The organism is Pseudomonas sp. Z3-6, from assembly GCF_051131985.1.
Taxonomy (GTDB): Bacteria; Pseudomonadota; Gammaproteobacteria; order Pseudomonadales; family Pseudomonadaceae; genus Aquipseudomonas; species Aquipseudomonas zanjanensis.
Genome location: NZ_CP071644.1, coordinates 4,727,130 through 4,741,391, shown reverse-complemented (window position 1 = coordinate 4,741,391; position 14,262 = coordinate 4,727,130). Strand labels below are relative to the sequence as shown.

The 14,262-nt window shown below is 58.1% G+C and carries 11 protein-coding genes and 3 tRNA genes; 12 read left to right on the top strand and 2 right to left on the bottom strand.

Going from position 1 to position 14,262, the window contains the following annotated elements; all coding sequences use genetic code 11:
- Positions 1-54 precede the first annotated feature (54 nt).
- Positions 55-249, top strand: coding sequence for a DUF6021 family protein (locus tag J3P88_RS20455; protein ID WP_207961385.1), 195 nt, complete (start codon positions 55-57; stop codon positions 247-249).
- A gap of 684 nt (positions 250-933) precedes the next feature.
- On the opposite strand, the gene pbpG is transcribed toward J3P88_RS20455, so the two are convergent.
- A complete protein-coding gene (gene pbpG / locus J3P88_RS20450; RefSeq protein WP_434571292.1) occupies positions 934-1,872 on the bottom strand; it encodes a D-alanyl-D-alanine endopeptidase in 939 nt (312 codons plus the stop codon).
- 357 nt (positions 1,873-2,229) lie between these two features.
- Positions 2,230-3,084 carry a bifunctional methylenetetrahydrofolate dehydrogenase/methenyltetrahydrofolate cyclohydrolase FolD gene (gene folD / locus J3P88_RS20445; protein WP_053120836.1) on the bottom strand — a complete coding sequence of 285 codons (855 nt, stop codon included), beginning with the start codon at positions 3,082-3,084 and terminating at the stop codon, positions 2,230-2,232.
- Between the two features lie 281 nt (positions 3,085-3,365).
- Between folD and J3P88_RS20440 the strand changes: the two genes are divergently transcribed.
- The 11 genes from J3P88_RS20440 (at position 3,366) to imuA (ending at position 14,257) form a co-directional block, all read left to right on the top strand.
- Positions 3,366-3,442, top strand: a tRNA-Arg gene (locus tag J3P88_RS20440).
- 41 nt (positions 3,443-3,483) lie between these two features.
- Positions 3,484-3,559 (top strand) — tRNA-His (locus J3P88_RS20435).
- Positions 3,560-3,617: 58 nt separating this feature from the next.
- A tRNA-Leu gene (locus tag J3P88_RS20430) sits at positions 3,618-3,702 on the top strand.
- Positions 3,703-4,124: 422 nt separating this feature from the next.
- A complete protein-coding gene (tig, locus tag J3P88_RS20425; protein ID WP_122568033.1) occupies positions 4,125-5,435 on the top strand; it encodes a trigger factor in 1,311 nt (436 codons plus the stop codon).
- A 93-nt stretch (positions 5,436-5,528) separates the two neighbouring features.
- Positions 5,529-6,164 (top strand): ATP-dependent Clp endopeptidase proteolytic subunit ClpP, encoded by a 636-nt coding sequence (clpP, locus tag J3P88_RS20420; protein WP_186609760.1) that lies wholly within the window; start codon positions 5,529-5,531, stop codon positions 6,162-6,164.
- A 112-nt stretch (positions 6,165-6,276) separates the two neighbouring features.
- Complete coding sequence (clpX, locus tag J3P88_RS20415) at positions 6,277-7,560, top strand: ATP-dependent Clp protease ATP-binding subunit ClpX (RefSeq protein WP_063322129.1); 1,284 nt, start codon at positions 6,277-6,279, stop codon at positions 7,558-7,560.
- Between the two features lie 161 nt (positions 7,561-7,721).
- Positions 7,722-10,118, top strand: coding sequence for an endopeptidase La (gene lon, locus J3P88_RS20410; protein WP_014339302.1), 2,397 nt, complete (start codon positions 7,722-7,724; stop codon positions 10,116-10,118).
- Positions 10,119-10,267: 149 nt separating this feature from the next.
- Positions 10,268-10,540 carry an HU family DNA-binding protein gene (locus J3P88_RS20405; protein ID WP_002552737.1) on the top strand — a complete coding sequence of 91 codons (273 nt, stop codon included), beginning with the start codon at positions 10,268-10,270 and terminating at the stop codon, positions 10,538-10,540.
- Between the two features lie 224 nt (positions 10,541-10,764).
- Positions 10,765-12,636 carry a SurA N-terminal domain-containing protein gene (locus J3P88_RS20400; RefSeq protein ID WP_186708334.1) on the top strand — a complete coding sequence of 624 codons (1,872 nt, stop codon included), beginning with the start codon at positions 10,765-10,767 and terminating at the stop codon, positions 12,634-12,636.
- 371 nt (positions 12,637-13,007) lie between these two features.
- Positions 13,008-13,625, top strand: coding sequence for a transcriptional repressor LexA (gene lexA / locus J3P88_RS20395; RefSeq protein WP_434571280.1), 618 nt, complete (start codon positions 13,008-13,010; stop codon positions 13,623-13,625).
- Positions 13,625-14,257 carry a translesion DNA synthesis-associated protein ImuA gene (imuA, locus tag J3P88_RS20390; protein ID WP_434571278.1) on the top strand — a complete coding sequence of 211 codons (633 nt, stop codon included), beginning with the start codon at positions 13,625-13,627 and terminating at the stop codon, positions 14,255-14,257. Before lexA ends, imuA begins: the two co-directional genes overlap by 1 nt.
- The last annotated feature ends 5 nt before the right edge of the window (positions 14,258-14,262 follow it).

Sequence of the window (14,262 nt, the reverse complement as noted above, 5' to 3'; positions counted from 1 at the left end):
GGCTCTTATCGTCAGGGTTGGGCATTTTTCCGACCATGATAGGAGGAGGCACGCATGGCACAGTCGAAAACACCTACGGGGCCACATTCATCCGAGCATTCCAGTGGTGATGATTTGGGGTTCGATCCGGACTCGCCGGACCTTGAGGATCCCCAGGTCGATCCGGTCGGGCCGGCCAAGGCGCCGCTGGATAAAAAGGATGAGCGAAAGCCTGAGCCTTATGATCCGCTGGGTGACTTGAAGGCCTAGACGTCATCTGTTTTGAGAGGCTTGGTTGGTGTGTATGTCCGTTGCTGCGGTAACGGCGGCTTAGGGGGCCGCCCTTACGGCGGGTCACTTTTGGAAGAGCCGGGAGCCGGACCAGCCAAAAGTAACCAAAAGCGCTTTGCCCCACCACTCGGCACCTCGCCTAGGCTCGGTGTGCCCTCACTTCGGCCAGCGTGGTTTAACGGGGCGCCCAGATCAAGACCAAGATCAAAGCCAAAGCAAGAGCAAGAGCTGGGCACGTGCCGGCATCTATGTGGCTGAGCCACCGCTATCGCGAGCAAGCTCGCTCCCACAATAGGTCTATGGTGAACATAAAACTTATGAACACCAAGACCACCTGTGGGAGCGGGCTTGCTCGCGAAGAGGCCAGGCCATCCAACATCACCGCACACTGACCCACCGCCTTCGCGAGCAGGCTCGCTCCCACAATAGGCCTGTGGTGAGCAGAAAACTTATGAACACCAAGACCATCTGTGAGAGCGGGCTTGCTCGCGAAGAGGCCGGCCCACCAACATCACCGTCAACTGACACACCGCTTTCGCGAGCAAGCCCGCTCCCACAGAAGAAACGCGGTCCCATCAAGAGCCAGGTCGGCTATCAGGCCGCCTCGCGATGGACGTTGATCTCGGGCGCCCCGTTACGAGTCGGAGCTTTTTGATTCGTGGATTACTTGGAGGCTTCCACCACCCCACTCTGGCGGCTCTTGAGATTCTTGGCGGCCTTGTATTGCAGGGCAACCGCCGGCACGGCGGCGCTTTTTCCGGTTTCCACCCAGCTACGAATCCGGCTGGCATCGGCGAAGTGCGTGTACTTGCCAAAGGCGTCGAGGATCACCAGCGCCATCGGACGATTGCCCATCTTCGTTACCAGCACCAGGCAGTGGCCGGCTTGGTTGGTAAAGCCGGTCTTGGTCAACTGGATATCCCAGTTGGCCTTGTGAACCAAATGGTCGGTATTGCGAAACCCCAGGCTATACACCGGTTTGCGGAAGGTAACGGTCTTTTCCTTGGTCGTACTCAATTCGCTCAGCAGCGGGTACTTGCGGGCGGCGATCAGCAACTTGGTCAGGTCCCTGGCAGTGGAGACGTTGTTGATCGACAGGCCCGTCGGCTCGACGTAATGCGTGCTGGTCATGCCCAGCGCCTTGGCCTTGGCGTTCATGGCGGCAATGAACGCCGCATAGCCGCCCGGATAGTGGTGGGCGAGGCTGGCGGCGGCGCGGTTTTCCGAAGACATCAGGGCGATCAGCAAAACATCCCGGCGTGACAGCTCGCTGTTGAGCTTGACCCGCGAAAACACCCCTTTCATCTCCGGAGTGTTGGCGATGGTGATGGAAATGTATTCATCCAGGTTCTGTTTGGCATCCAGCACGATCAGGCCGGTCATCAACTTGGTCACCGAAGCGATCGGCACCACCACGTCGGGGTTGCTCGAATAGACGACTTTATCCGTCTGCAAGTCCAGCAACATCGCGCTGCCCGAGGCGACTTGCAGCTTGGCCGTATCCCGAGGGGCCGCGATGGTTTCCTGCGCAACGACGTTTTGCGTGATAAAGCTGCCTGTGAAAGCGATGAACAGGCTGATGATCGAAAGATGGATTTTCACGCGAGTAGACTCGATGGAGTTGAAGGTGCCGTTGAGCAACGACTTAAAAAAAACGTCGCATTCTAGGAGTATGGGCGACAGCAGCGCTATATGCCTGTACCGCCAGGGGTTGTGAATAAATAAAGTTTAATGAAGGGGGATTCTGGCGAATCGAATCTGAAAAATTCGTAGTTTTCGCGATCGAGGGAATCGCGGCACAGGCCAACGCCTGTCGATAAGGATCAGGCGACAAAAACGCTTGTGGGAGCGAGCCTGCTCGCGATAGCGGAGTTTCAGCCAACATTGATATTGGCTGATCCCAAGCTATCGCGAGCAGGCTCGCTCCCACAGGGTTTATGGCTGGATTGAAGCGATATGTCAGCTATGCAGTGTTTCGGCCGCGTACAACGTGTTTTCCAACAGGCAGGCGCGGGTCATCGGGCCTACGCCGCCGGGTACCGGGGTGATCCAGCCAGCGCGGGGCAGGGCGGTCTCGTAGACCACGTCGCCCACCAGCTTGCCGTCGTCCTGGCGATTGATGCCCACGTCGATGACGATGGCGCCCTCCTTGATCCACTCACCCCTGACCAGGCCGGGTTTGCCGGCGGCCACTACCACCAGGTCGGCACGGCCGACATGGCCGGCCAAGTCCTTGGTGAAGCGATGGGTCACGGTCACGGTGCAGCCGGCCAGCAGCAACTCCATGGCCATCGGGCGACCAACGATGTTGGACGCACCCACCACCACGGCATCAAGGCCATACAGGTCCACGCCAGTGCTTTCCAGCAAGGTCATGATGCCCTTGGGGGTGCAGGGGCGAAGCAGTGGGATACGCTGGGCCAGGCGGCCGACGTTATAAGGATGGAAGCCGTCGACGTCTTTGTCTGGACGGATACGCTCCAGCAGCTTGGAGGCGTCGAGGTGTTCAGGCAGCGGCAACTGGAGCAGAACACCGTCGATGTTCGGATCGTCGTTCAGGCGATCGATCAGATCGGCCAACGCTTGCTGGGTGGTTTCGGAAGGCAGGTCGTAGGCCTGGGAAAGGAAGCCGACCTCTTCACAGTCTTTACGCTTGTGCGAGACATAAACCTGAGAGGCAGGATCGCTGCCGACCAGGATCACCGCAAGGCCGGGCGTGCGCAGGCCTTGCTGGCGGCGCTCGGTGACTCGTTGGGCGATCTGCTGGCGCAGGCTGGCGGCGATCGATTTGCCGTCGATAAGTTGTGCAGTCATTGCGCGTGGTTAACCATCGAGAGGGGAAAAAAAGAGAGCGCATTCTCGCACGCCGGGGCGTGAGGGCAAAGGCGCTTGGTCTGCAAATTCCCCTAACCCCTTTAATTAAATGAATTTTTTTTAAAAAAGAGTTGACGACCTATCAGGCCGTCTATAACATTCGTCGCACTTGTCGGGCACAGCCTAGCACTGGTTAAGAAGGTCGAGCGGAGTTGGTTGTTTCAACTCGGCAAAACTGAAAGCACTTAGTTTGTAATCGTCCAAGAATACAGATTAAAAAGGCGCCCGTAGCTCAGCTGGATAGAGCATCCGCCTTCTAAGCGGATGGTCGCAGGTTCGAGTCCTGCCGGGTGCGCCAATTAGGCAGCTTTGGCACAAGTAAGGCAACAAGGCAATATGGTGGGCGTAGCTCAGTTGGTAGAGCACGGGATTGTGACTCCCGTTGTCGTGGGTTCGATCCCCATCGTCCACCCCATATTCTAGAAAGGCGCCAGATCTAACAATCTGGCGCCTTTGCTTTAAAAGCTTGATACGCGGATGTGGTGGAATTGGTAGACACACTGGATTTAGGTTCCAGCGCCGCAAGGTGTGAGAGTTCGAGTCTCTCCGTCCGCACCATACAAGTCGCTATTTAAATAGCAGAAAACGGCGCAGTACCTGAAAAGGGCTGCGCCGTTTTTGTTTTCGGTGGTTCTGTGCTTGGCGTCGGCGCTGTTTTTGCGGTTGCGCACAGCGGACGGTTTGTCGCGAATATGTTTCGTGATGATGCGTAGCATGCCCGTCGGTCTCCTTGTGGGGCGGGGCGCTGCGCGATCGGACACGCCGCTTCTATATATAGAAGCGTTGGCGCAGAGCCCTGGACTGAATCGACTGTATTTGCAATCCGGGTGGGGCATGACCGTTTGTCCCGTCCTAAATCCGGCGCCTGTTTCCAGCGCGTTTTCAGTAGGGTGACTTCTTGAGTTTGACCTACTAGAATGCATGCCCTTGATTCTGGGGTCGGAAACGCCCGGCCAACGTCTGTGCAACGAGGAATATCCATGCAAGTTTCTGTTGAAAATACTTCTGCTCTTGAGCGCCGCATGAGCATCACCGTGCCGGCTGAGCGCATCGAGACTCAGGTCAACAAGCGTCTGCAGCAGACTGCCCAAAAGGCCAAAATCCCAGGTTTCCGCCCAGGCAAAGTGCCAATGAGCGTGATCCGTCAGCGTTACGAAGCTGATGCGCGTCAGGAAGCCGTGGGCGACGTGATCCAGTCTTCGTTCTACGAAGCGGTCGTCGAGCAGAAGCTGAACCCGGCCGGCGCTCCGTCCGTCGAGCCTAAAGTGCTGGAAAAAGGCAAGGACCTGGAATTCGTCGCTACTTTCGAAGTGTTCCCGGAGTTCACGGTTGCCGGTTTCGAATCCATCGCCGTCGAGCGCCTGAGCGCTGATGTGTCGGATGCCGACCTGGACAAGATGCTGGACATCCTGCGCAAGCAGAACACCCGTTTCGAAGTGACCGAGCGTGCTGCCCAGAACGAAGACCAACTGAACATCGATTTCGTCGGCAAGGTCGACGGTGAAGTGTTCGCTGGCGGTTCCGCCAAGGCTACCCAGCTGGTACTGGGCTCCGGTCGCATGATCCCTGGCTTCGAAGATGGCCTGGTTGGCGCCAAGGCCGGTGAAGAGCGCGTGCTGAACGTGACCTTCCCTGAGGACTACCAGAACCTGGACCTGGCTGGCAAAGCCGCCGAGTTCACCGTGACCGTCAACAGCGTTTCCGAGCCGAAACTGCCTGAACTGAACGAAGAATTCTTCGCCCAGTTCGGCATCAAGGAAACCGGTCTGGAAGGTTTCCGCGCCGAAGTTCGCAAGAACATGGAGCGTGAACTGCGCCAGGCCATCAAGTCCAAGGTCAAGAACCAGGTCATGGATGGTCTGCTGGCTTCCAACCCGATCGAAGTGCCAAAGGCCCTGCTGGACAACGAAGTGAACCGTCTGCGCGTACAGGCTGTTCAGCAGTTCGGCGGGAACATCAAGCCGGACCAACTGCCTGCCGAGCTGTTCGAAGAACAAGCCAAGCGCCGCGTCGTGCTGGGCCTGATCGTCGCCGAAGTGGTCAAGCAGTTCGAACTCAAGCCTGACGAAGCCCGTGTTCGCGAGCTGATCCAGGAAATGGCCTCGGCCTACCAGGAGCCTGAGCAAGTCGTGTCCTGGTACTACAAGAACGACCAGCAACTGAACGAAGTCCGTTCGGTTGTGCTGGAAGAACAAGTTGTGGATACTGTTCTGCAGAAAGCTAGCGTGACCGATAAAGCGGTCTCTTACGAAGAAGCGGTCAAGCCGGTGGAAGCTCCACAAGCCGATTGATGGTTCTGCGGTAAGAAATAAACACCCATAAGCCAGCCTTCGTGCTGGCTTATGCGTATTCAAGACATAACTATTTGGGAGTGACTGCGAGACATGTCCCGCAATTCTTTTTATCAGCAGAGCTCTGACATCCAGGCCGCAGGCGGCCTGGTCCCGATGGTTATCGAGCAGTCCGCCCGTGGCGAACGTGCCTATGACATCTACTCGCGTCTGCTCAAGGAACGCGTCATCTTTCTGGTGGGCCCGGTAGAGGACTACATGGCCAACCTGATCTGTGCGCAACTGTTGTTCCTTGAAGCCGAAAACCCGGACAAGGATATCCATCTCTATATCAATTCCCCGGGCGGTTCGGTGACGGCGGGCATGTCGATCTACGACACCATGCAGTTCATCAAGCCTAACGTTTCGACGACCTGTATCGGTCAGGCGTGCAGCATGGGCGCGTTTTTGCTGACTGCTGGTGCCCATGGCAAGCGTTATTGCCTGCCGAACTCGCGCGTGATGATTCACCAGCCACTGGGCGGTTTCCAGGGCCAGGCATCGGATATCGAAATCCATGCCAAGGAAATCCTCTTCATCCGCGAGCGCCTCAACACCTTGATGGCCAAGCACAGCGGGCGCACGCTTGAAGAAATCGAGCGCGATACCAATCGCGACAATTTCATGAGCGCTGAAGCCGCACGTGAATATGGTCTGATCGATGAAGTGATCAGCCAGCGCCCCGCTTAAAATAAGCAGCTCAAAATGAGGTTGATCGGCAGGTCCGATCACCTGCGGGCTTGAAAAAGCCCGCAATTGCCTTCATCTTGTGTTGCAAGCCTATCGGATTTGGATCGATCGAATGACTGACACCCGCAACGGCGAGGACAACGGCAAACTGCTTTATTGCTCCTTCTGTGGCAAAAGCCAGCATGAAGTGCGCAAATTGATTGCCGGCCCCTCGGTCTTCATTTGCGACGAGTGCGTCGACCTGTGCAATGACATCATCCGCGAGGAGGTGCAGGAAGCCCAGGCCGAGAGCAGCGCGCATAAATTGCCTTCGCCTAAAGAAATCAGCGGCATCCTTGATCAGTATGTGATTGGTCAGGAACGTGCGAAAAAGGTACTGGCCGTAGCGGTGTACAACCACTACAAGCGCCTGAACCAGCGTGACAAGAAGAATGACGAGGTCGAACTCGGCAAGAGCAACATCTTGCTGATCGGCCCGACAGGCTCGGGTAAGACCCTGCTTGCCGAAACCCTGGCCCGCTTGCTGAACGTTCCGTTCACCATCGCCGATGCAACCACCCTCACCGAGGCGGGTTATGTCGGTGAAGACGTCGAGAACATCATTCAGAAGTTGTTGCAGAAGTGCGACTACGATGTGGAAAAGGCCCAGATGGGCATTGTCTACATCGACGAAATCGACAAGATTTCCCGCAAGTCCGACAACCCGTCCATCACCCGGGACGTTTCCGGTGAAGGCGTGCAGCAGGCCTTGCTCAAGTTGATCGAAGGCACGGTCGCTTCCGTTCCACCCCAAGGTGGTCGCAAGCATCCGCAGCAGGAATTCCTGCAAGTTGATACCCGTAACATCCTGTTCATCTGCGGCGGTGCGTTTTCCGGCCTGGAAAAGGTTATTCAGAACCGTTCCACCCGTGGCGGCATTGGTTTCAACGCCGAAGTGCGCAGCAAGGAAGAAGGCAAGAAGGTGGGTGAGTCCCTGCGTGAAGTCGAGCCTGACGATTTGGTCAAGTTCGGTCTGATCCCGGAATTCGTCGGTCGTCTGCCGGTCCTGGCAACGCTGGATGAGTTGGATGAAGCGGCGTTGATGCAGATTCTGACCGAGCCGAAGAACGCCCTGACGAAGCAGTATGCCAAGCTGTTCGAAATGGAAGGTGTAGACCTGGAGTTCCGTTCCGACGCGCTGAAATCGGTCGCCAAACGTGCCCTGGAGCGTAAGACCGGTGCCCGTGGGTTGCGCTCGATTCTCGAAGGCGTATTGCTCGACACGATGTATGAAATCCCCTCGCAGTCCGAGGTGAGTAAAGTCGTGATCGACGAAAGCGTTATAGAAGGCAAGTCCAAGCCATTGTATATCTATGAAAACAATGAGCCGGCTGCCAAGGCCGCACCGGACGCTTAAGCGTCCCGCTGCCGGAATAAAGAAGGGGCCTTCGGGCCCCTTTGCTTTTAGCGCGTTTTAGACGTGTCTTAGCGCTTGTTTTTTTTCAAGGCTGCCCCCATCTTGGTTTCAAGCTTACTTCCATCTGTTTCCGGCCCTAGGGCCGCCGTAGAGGCGAAATCATGAAGACAACCATCGAATTGCCTCTCCTGCCATTGCGCGATGTCGTGGTGTATCCGCACATGGTTATCCCGCTGTTCGTGGGGCGCGAGAAGTCCATCGAAGCCCTTGAGGCTGCGATGACGGGTGACAAGCAGATTCTGCTGCTGGCTCAGAGAAATCCAGCCGACGATGATCCCGGCGAAGACGCACTTTATCGCGTAGGTACGATTGCAACGGTTCTGCAGTTGCTCAAGTTGCCCGATGGTACCGTCAAGGTCCTGGTCGAAGGCGAGCAGCGCGGTACTGTCGAACGTTTCAGCGAAGTGGACGGCCACTGCCGGGCCGAGGTGTCGCTGATCGAAGAAGTCGATGCGCCCGAGCGTGAATCAGAGGTATTTGTCCGTAGCCTGCTGTCACAGTTCGAACAATACGTGCAATTGGGCAAGAAGGTGCCTGCAGAGGTCCTGTCGTCGCTTAACAGCATCGACGAGCCTGGACGGCTGGTCGATACGATGGCGGCCCACATGGCCCTCAAGATCGAGCAGAAGCAGGAAATTCTCGAGATCATCGATCTGTCGGCCCGTGTCGAACACGTGCTCGCATTGCTCGATGGCGAAATCGATCTGTTGCAGGTTGAAAAACGCATTCGTGGTCGCGTCAAGAAGCAGATGGAGCGCAGCCAGCGCGAGTACTACCTGAATGAGCAGATGAAGGCCATTCAGAAAGAGCTGGGTGATGGCGATGAAGGCCACAACGAAATCGAAGAGCTGAAAAAGCGCATCGATGCCGCCGGCTTGCCCAAGGATGCCTTGGCCAAGGCCCAGGCTGAATTGAACAAACTCAAGCAAATGTCGCCGATGTCTGCCGAAGCCACCGTGGTGCGCTCCTACATCGACTGGCTGGTCCAGGTGCCGTGGAAAGCCCAGAGCAAGGTGCGTCTGGACCTGGCACGCGCCGAAGACATCCTCGATGCCGACCATTACGGTCTGGAAGAGGTCAAGGAACGCATCCTTGAATACCTCGCCGTGCAGAAGCGCGTAAAGAAGATTCGCGGTCCGGTCCTGTGCCTGGTCGGTCCTCCCGGGGTGGGTAAAACCTCCCTGGCGGAGTCGATTGCCCACGCGACCAACCGTAAATTCGTGCGCATGGCCCTGGGTGGCGTGCGTGACGAGGCGGAAATTCGTGGTCATCGCCGTACCTACATCGGTTCGATGCCGGGAAGATTGATTCAAAAGATGACAAAGGTCGGCGTGCGCAATCCGCTGTTCCTTCTGGACGAAATCGACAAGATGGGCAGCGACATGCGCGGCGATCCTGCCTCTGCATTGCTCGAAGTGCTCGATCCGGAGCAGAACCACAACTTCAACGATCACTACCTGGAGGTCGACTACGACCTGTCGGACGTGATGTTCCTCTGCACCTCCAACTCCATGAACATTCCGCCAGCGTTGCTGGACCGGATGGAGGTGATTCGTCTGCCGGGCTACACCGAGGACGAGAAGATCAACATCGCCGTGAAGTACCTTTCGCCCAAGCAGATCCAGGCCAATGGCCTGAAAAAAGGCGAGCTGGAATTCGACGAGGAAGCGATTCGCGACATCATCCGCTACTACACCCGCGAAGCCGGTGTGCGTGGCCTGGAGCGGCAGATTGCCAAGGTTTGCCGCAAGGCGGTCAAGGAACATGCGCTGGAAAAACGCTTCGCGGTCAAGGTCACTGCGGACCTGCTGGAGCACTTCCTGGGCGTGCGCAAGTTCCGCTACGGCCTGGCCGAGCAGCAGGACCAGATCGGCCAGGTGACTGGCCTGGCGTGGACTCAGGTCGGTGGCGAGTTGCTGACCATCGAAGCGGCCGTGGTACCGGGCAAGGGTCAACTGATCAAGACCGGTTCCCTGGGCGACGTGATGGTCGAGTCGATCACCGCGGCACTGACGGTGGTTCGCAGCCGCGCCCGGAGCCTGGGCATTCCCCTGGACTTCCATGAGAAGCGCGACACGCACATCCACATGCCTGAAGGGGCTACGCCCAAGGACGGCCCAAGCGCGGGTGTAGGCATGTGCACGGCCCTGGTCTCGGCCTTGACCGGTATTCCGGTGCGCGCCGACGTGGCCATGACGGGTGAAATCACGCTGCGCGGTCAAGTGCTGGCGATTGGTGGATTGAAGGAAAAACTGCTGGCGGCACACCGTGGCGGGATCAAGATCGTGATCATTCCCGAAGAGAATGTCCGCGATCTGAAGGAAATTCCTGACAACATCAAGCAAGATCTTCAGATCAAACCGGTTAAATGGATTGACGAGGTCCTGCAAATTGCGCTGCAATACGCGCCGGAGCCCTTGCCGGATGTGGCTCCGGAGATTGTCGCGAAGGAAGAAAAGCGAGAGTCTGACTCTAAGGAAAGAATTAGCACGCATTAATACGCATTTGCCTGGGGGGCCTTCCTTGACAGTTTTTTAGAGCCCTTGTTATAAAGCGGCTCTTAAGTGTCTGCAGGCCATTCAGCACTCGTTTTTGCTTTCACCAAAAAAACTTAGAATCATCTCAAATAGATATAAGGGGACTTAGAGTGAACAAGTCGGAACTGATTGATGCTATCGCTGCATCCGCTGATATCCCGAAAGCTGCTGCTGGCCGTGCGCTGGACGCTGTAATCGAATCCGTCACTGGCGCTCTCAAGGCTGGCGACTCCGTTGTTCTGGTTGGTTTCGGCACCTTCTCCGTGACCGATCGTCCTGCTCGTATCGGTCGCAACCCGCAGACCGGTAAGACGCTGGAAATCGCTGCTGCCAAAAAGCCAGGCTTCAAAGCTGGTAAAGCACTGAAAGAAGCCGTTAACTAAGGTTTCGTTGAGTTTATCCGGGTCGGGGTCATGCCTGGCTTGGCAGCGGAGCGGTAATACGACCGGTTGCTACCGGTCTGGCACGCCAGGGCTTGCAGGTTCGAGCCCGGTCCGCTCCGCCAGTTACGAGAAGGCGCATCCTCGGATGCGCCTTTCTTCTATCCGGATTCTACCCACGCTCCACGGTTGCCTAAATTTGAAGTTCAACCGTTTCTGGGGGACGCATGCTGCAGAATATCAGGGACAATTCACAAGGCTGGATTGCCAAGACCATCATCGGGATCATCGTCGCATTGATGGCGTTGACCGGTTTCGAAGCCATTTTTCAAGCCACCTCGAACACCAATGAAGCGGCCAAGGTCAACGGCGAAGAGATCAGCCAGAACGAGCTGAGCCAAGCGGTCGACATGCAACGCCGTCAGCTCATGCAACAGTTGGGCAAGGATTTCGACGCCTCCCTGCTGGACGAAAAAATGCTGCGCGATTCGGCACTCAAGGGCCTGATCGATCGCAAGTTGCTGCTGCAAGGCGCACACGATGCGAAATTCGCTTTCTCCGAAGCTGCGCTCGATCAAGTGGTCCTGCAAACGCCTGAGTTCCAGGTCGATGGCAAGTTCAGCGCCGAGCGTTTCGATCAAGTGATCCGCCAGCTGGGTTACAGCCGTATGCAATTCCGCCAGATGCTGGCTCAGGAAATGCTGATCGGTCAGTTGCGCGCCGGCCTGGCAGGCAGCGGTTTCGTCACCGATGCCCAGGTGCTGGCATTCGCCCGCTTGGAAAAGCAGACCCGTGATTTCGCCACCTTGGACATCAAGGCCGATCCGGCGTCGGTGAAGCTGACCGATGATGAGGTCAAGGCTTACTATGACCAACACGCCAAGGAATTCATGACGCCTGACCAGGTGGTCATCGATTACCTCGAGCTGAAGAAAGCCTCTTTCTTCGATCAGGTCAGCGTCAAGGACGAAGACCTGCAAGCGGCTTACCAGAAAGAAATCGCCAATCTGTCCGAGCAACGTCGGGCTGCGCACATCCTGATCGAAGTGAACGACAAGGTCACCGAAGCCCAGGCCAAGGCGAAGATCGAAGAGGTCCAGGCTCGCCTGGCCAAAGGCGAATCGTTTGAAGCGCTGGCGAAGGAGTTTTCCCAGGATCCGGGTTCGGCGAATAACGGCGGCGATCTCGGCTATGCCGGCCCAGGCGTCTACGATCCGGAGTTCGAAAAGGCCTTGTACGCCCTGAACAAGGATCAGGTCTCGGCACCGGTGCGCACCGACTTCGGTCTGCACCTGATCAAGCTGCTGGGTGTCGAAGCGCCTGAAGTGCCGAGCTTTGCCAGCCTCAAGGACAAACTGACCCGCGATCTGAAGACCCAGCAGGTGGAGCAGCGTTTCGTGGAGGCGACCAAGCAATTGGAAGATGCCTCGTTCGAAGCGTCCGACCTGGCGCAACCGGCTCAGGACCTGAAGCTGACCGTCCACACATCGGCCCCGTTCGGTCGTGAAGGCGGCGAAGGCATTGCGGCCAATCGCGCGGTGGTGACCGCGGCGTTCAGCCCGGAAGTGCTGGAAGAGGGTGCCAACAGCACCGCCATCGAGCTGGACCCGGAAACCGTCGTGGTCCTGCGTGCCAAGGAGCACCGTAAGCCTGAGCAACTGCCGCTGGAAAAAGTGGCTGGCCCTATTCGTGCTCAATTGACCAAGGAACACGCCAGCGCAGCGGCCAAGACCCGCGCCGACGAGTTGATCGCCAGCCTGCGTGATGGCAAGACGCCGCTGGACAAACCGGTCGACGGCCAGGGCTGGAAAGCCACCGAGGCGGTCACCCGCAACCAGGAAGGCATCGACCCGGCGGTGCTGCAAGCGCTGTTCCGCATGCCCAAGCCTGAGTCCAAGGACAAGCCGACCTTCAGCAGCGTGACCTTGCCTGACGGCAGCCTGGTGGTCGTGCGTCTGAACGGTGTAAACGAAGCGGCTGCACCGACTGACGAAGAGAAGGCGCAATATCGCCGCTACCTTGCGTCCCGCGTGGGTCAGCAGGACTTTGCGGCGTACCGCAAGCAGTTGGAGAGTCAGGCGGATATCAAGCGTTTCTGATTGCTTGTTGAGGCTTGGCCGAATCTGGCTGGGCTGTTCATCTGGAAAAACGGTGCTTCTTCAGAAATGGGAAGTGCCGTTTTTTTTGGTTTTTGAGAGGGGGCGGGTTTTGTGTGTATATCCGCGGACTTGCTCGCGAAGACGTTCCCCCTGTGGGAGCGAGCCTGCTCGCGAAGACGGTCTTTCAACCGACCTGTCCTGACAGTCGTACTTCGATCCCATTTTGGGAGCGAGCTTGCTCGCGATGGCGGTGGGTCAGCTTGCCTGGGTGTTGAATGTGCTGATGCCTTCGCGAGCAAGCTCGCTCCCACAGGGTATTGCTGTGTGAACTGACTGGCGGTGCTTGTCAGGAAAATCCCAGAAGAGTACAAATGTACTCCATGACGACTCTCACTCCCCGCCGCACCGCCATCCTGACGTTTATCCGCGAACGCATCGCCGATCAGGGTCAGCCTCCCAGCCTCGCTGAAATCAGCGAGGCGTTCGGTTTTGCCTCTCGCAGCGTGGCGCGCAAGCATGTGCTGGCGTTGACCGAGGCTGGTTTCATCGAAGTCAATCCGCACCAGGCCCGGGGCATTCGCTTGCTGAACCAGCCGTCGCGGCCCGAACTGCTCGATGTGCCGGTGTTGGGGCGAGTGGCTGCCGGCCTGCCGATTGGCGCCGATGCTGAGGTTCACAGTCGCCTGATCCTGGACCCGGCGATCTTCACCAAGGCGCCGGACTACCTGTTGCGGGTCCAGGGCGATTCGATGATCGAGGACGGCATTCTCGACGGTGACCTGGTGGGCGTGCAGCGTACGCCGCAGGCTGCCAACGGCCAGATCGTCGTGGCGCGCCTGGACGGTGAAGTCACCATCAAGCGCTTCGAACGCATCGGCGAGCGGGTGCGTTTGCTGCCGCGCAACCCGGCCTACCAGCCGATCATCGTCGAGGCCGACCAGGACCTGGCGATAGAAGGAGTGTTCTGTGGTTTGGTGAGGCAAGGCTGATGGGCGCTGTCGTTGCGCTGGACACGCTGTTCAACGGCGGCCAAGTCTGGAAGGGCCGGCCTGCGCCGCCGGCTGCCAGCCCGCAACCCACTGGCCATGATGCACTGGACGCGACGTTGCCCAGTGGCGGCTGGCCGGAAGCGGCGTTGACGGAGCTGCTCATCGCCGCGCCGGGCGTGGGCGAGTTGCAGTTGGTCTGGCCGACCCTGGCGCGGCTGGCGGCGGCGGGGGAGCGGATTGTGTTGGTGGCGCCGCCATTCGTGCCTTATCCCCAGGCTTGGCAGAACGCCGGCATCGACCTACGCCAGTTGTCGATCATCCGTGCCGATGAGCGTGAGGCCTTGTGGGCCACCGAACAATGCCTGCGGTCGGGCAGTTGTGGCGCGGTGCTGTGCTGGCCCCGCCAAGCGGACGACCGGGCCTTGCGCCGTTTGCAAGTGGCGGCGGAAACCGGTCAGACCTTGGCGTTCGCCTGGCGCCCGATCCAGGAGGCTATCAACCCGTCGCCGGCGGCTTTGCGCATCGCCATCGATACCCGGCCGGCGCAATTGCGCGTGCTCAAGTGCCGGGGCGGGCTGGCCCGTTCGGCGCCGATTGCCTTTGCCACGCTCGCCCCACAAACCGGGCATTGAGGTTG

Coding starts and splice junctions, on each gene's coding strand:
- J3P88_RS20455 (WP_207961385.1), top strand. CDS start 55: ATGGCACAGTCGAAAACACCTACGGGGCCACATTCATCCGAGCATTCC.
- folD (WP_053120836.1), bottom strand. CDS start 3,084: ATGACTGCACAACTTATCGACGGCAAATCGATCGCCGCCAGCCTGCGC.
- tig (WP_122568033.1), top strand. CDS start 4,125: ATGCAAGTTTCTGTTGAAAATACTTCTGCTCTTGAGCGCCGCATGAGC.
- clpP (WP_186609760.1), top strand. CDS start 5,529: ATGTCCCGCAATTCTTTTTATCAGCAGAGCTCTGACATCCAGGCCGCA.
- clpX (WP_063322129.1), top strand. CDS start 6,277: ATGACTGACACCCGCAACGGCGAGGACAACGGCAAACTGCTTTATTGC.
- lon (WP_014339302.1), top strand. CDS start 7,722: ATGAAGACAACCATCGAATTGCCTCTCCTGCCATTGCGCGATGTCGTG.
- J3P88_RS20400 (WP_186708334.1), top strand. CDS start 10,765: ATGCTGCAGAATATCAGGGACAATTCACAAGGCTGGATTGCCAAGACC.
- lexA (WP_434571280.1), top strand. CDS start 13,008: ATGTACTCCATGACGACTCTCACTCCCCGCCGCACCGCCATCCTGACG.
- imuA (WP_434571278.1), top strand. CDS start 13,625: ATGGGCGCTGTCGTTGCGCTGGACACGCTGTTCAACGGCGGCCAAGTC.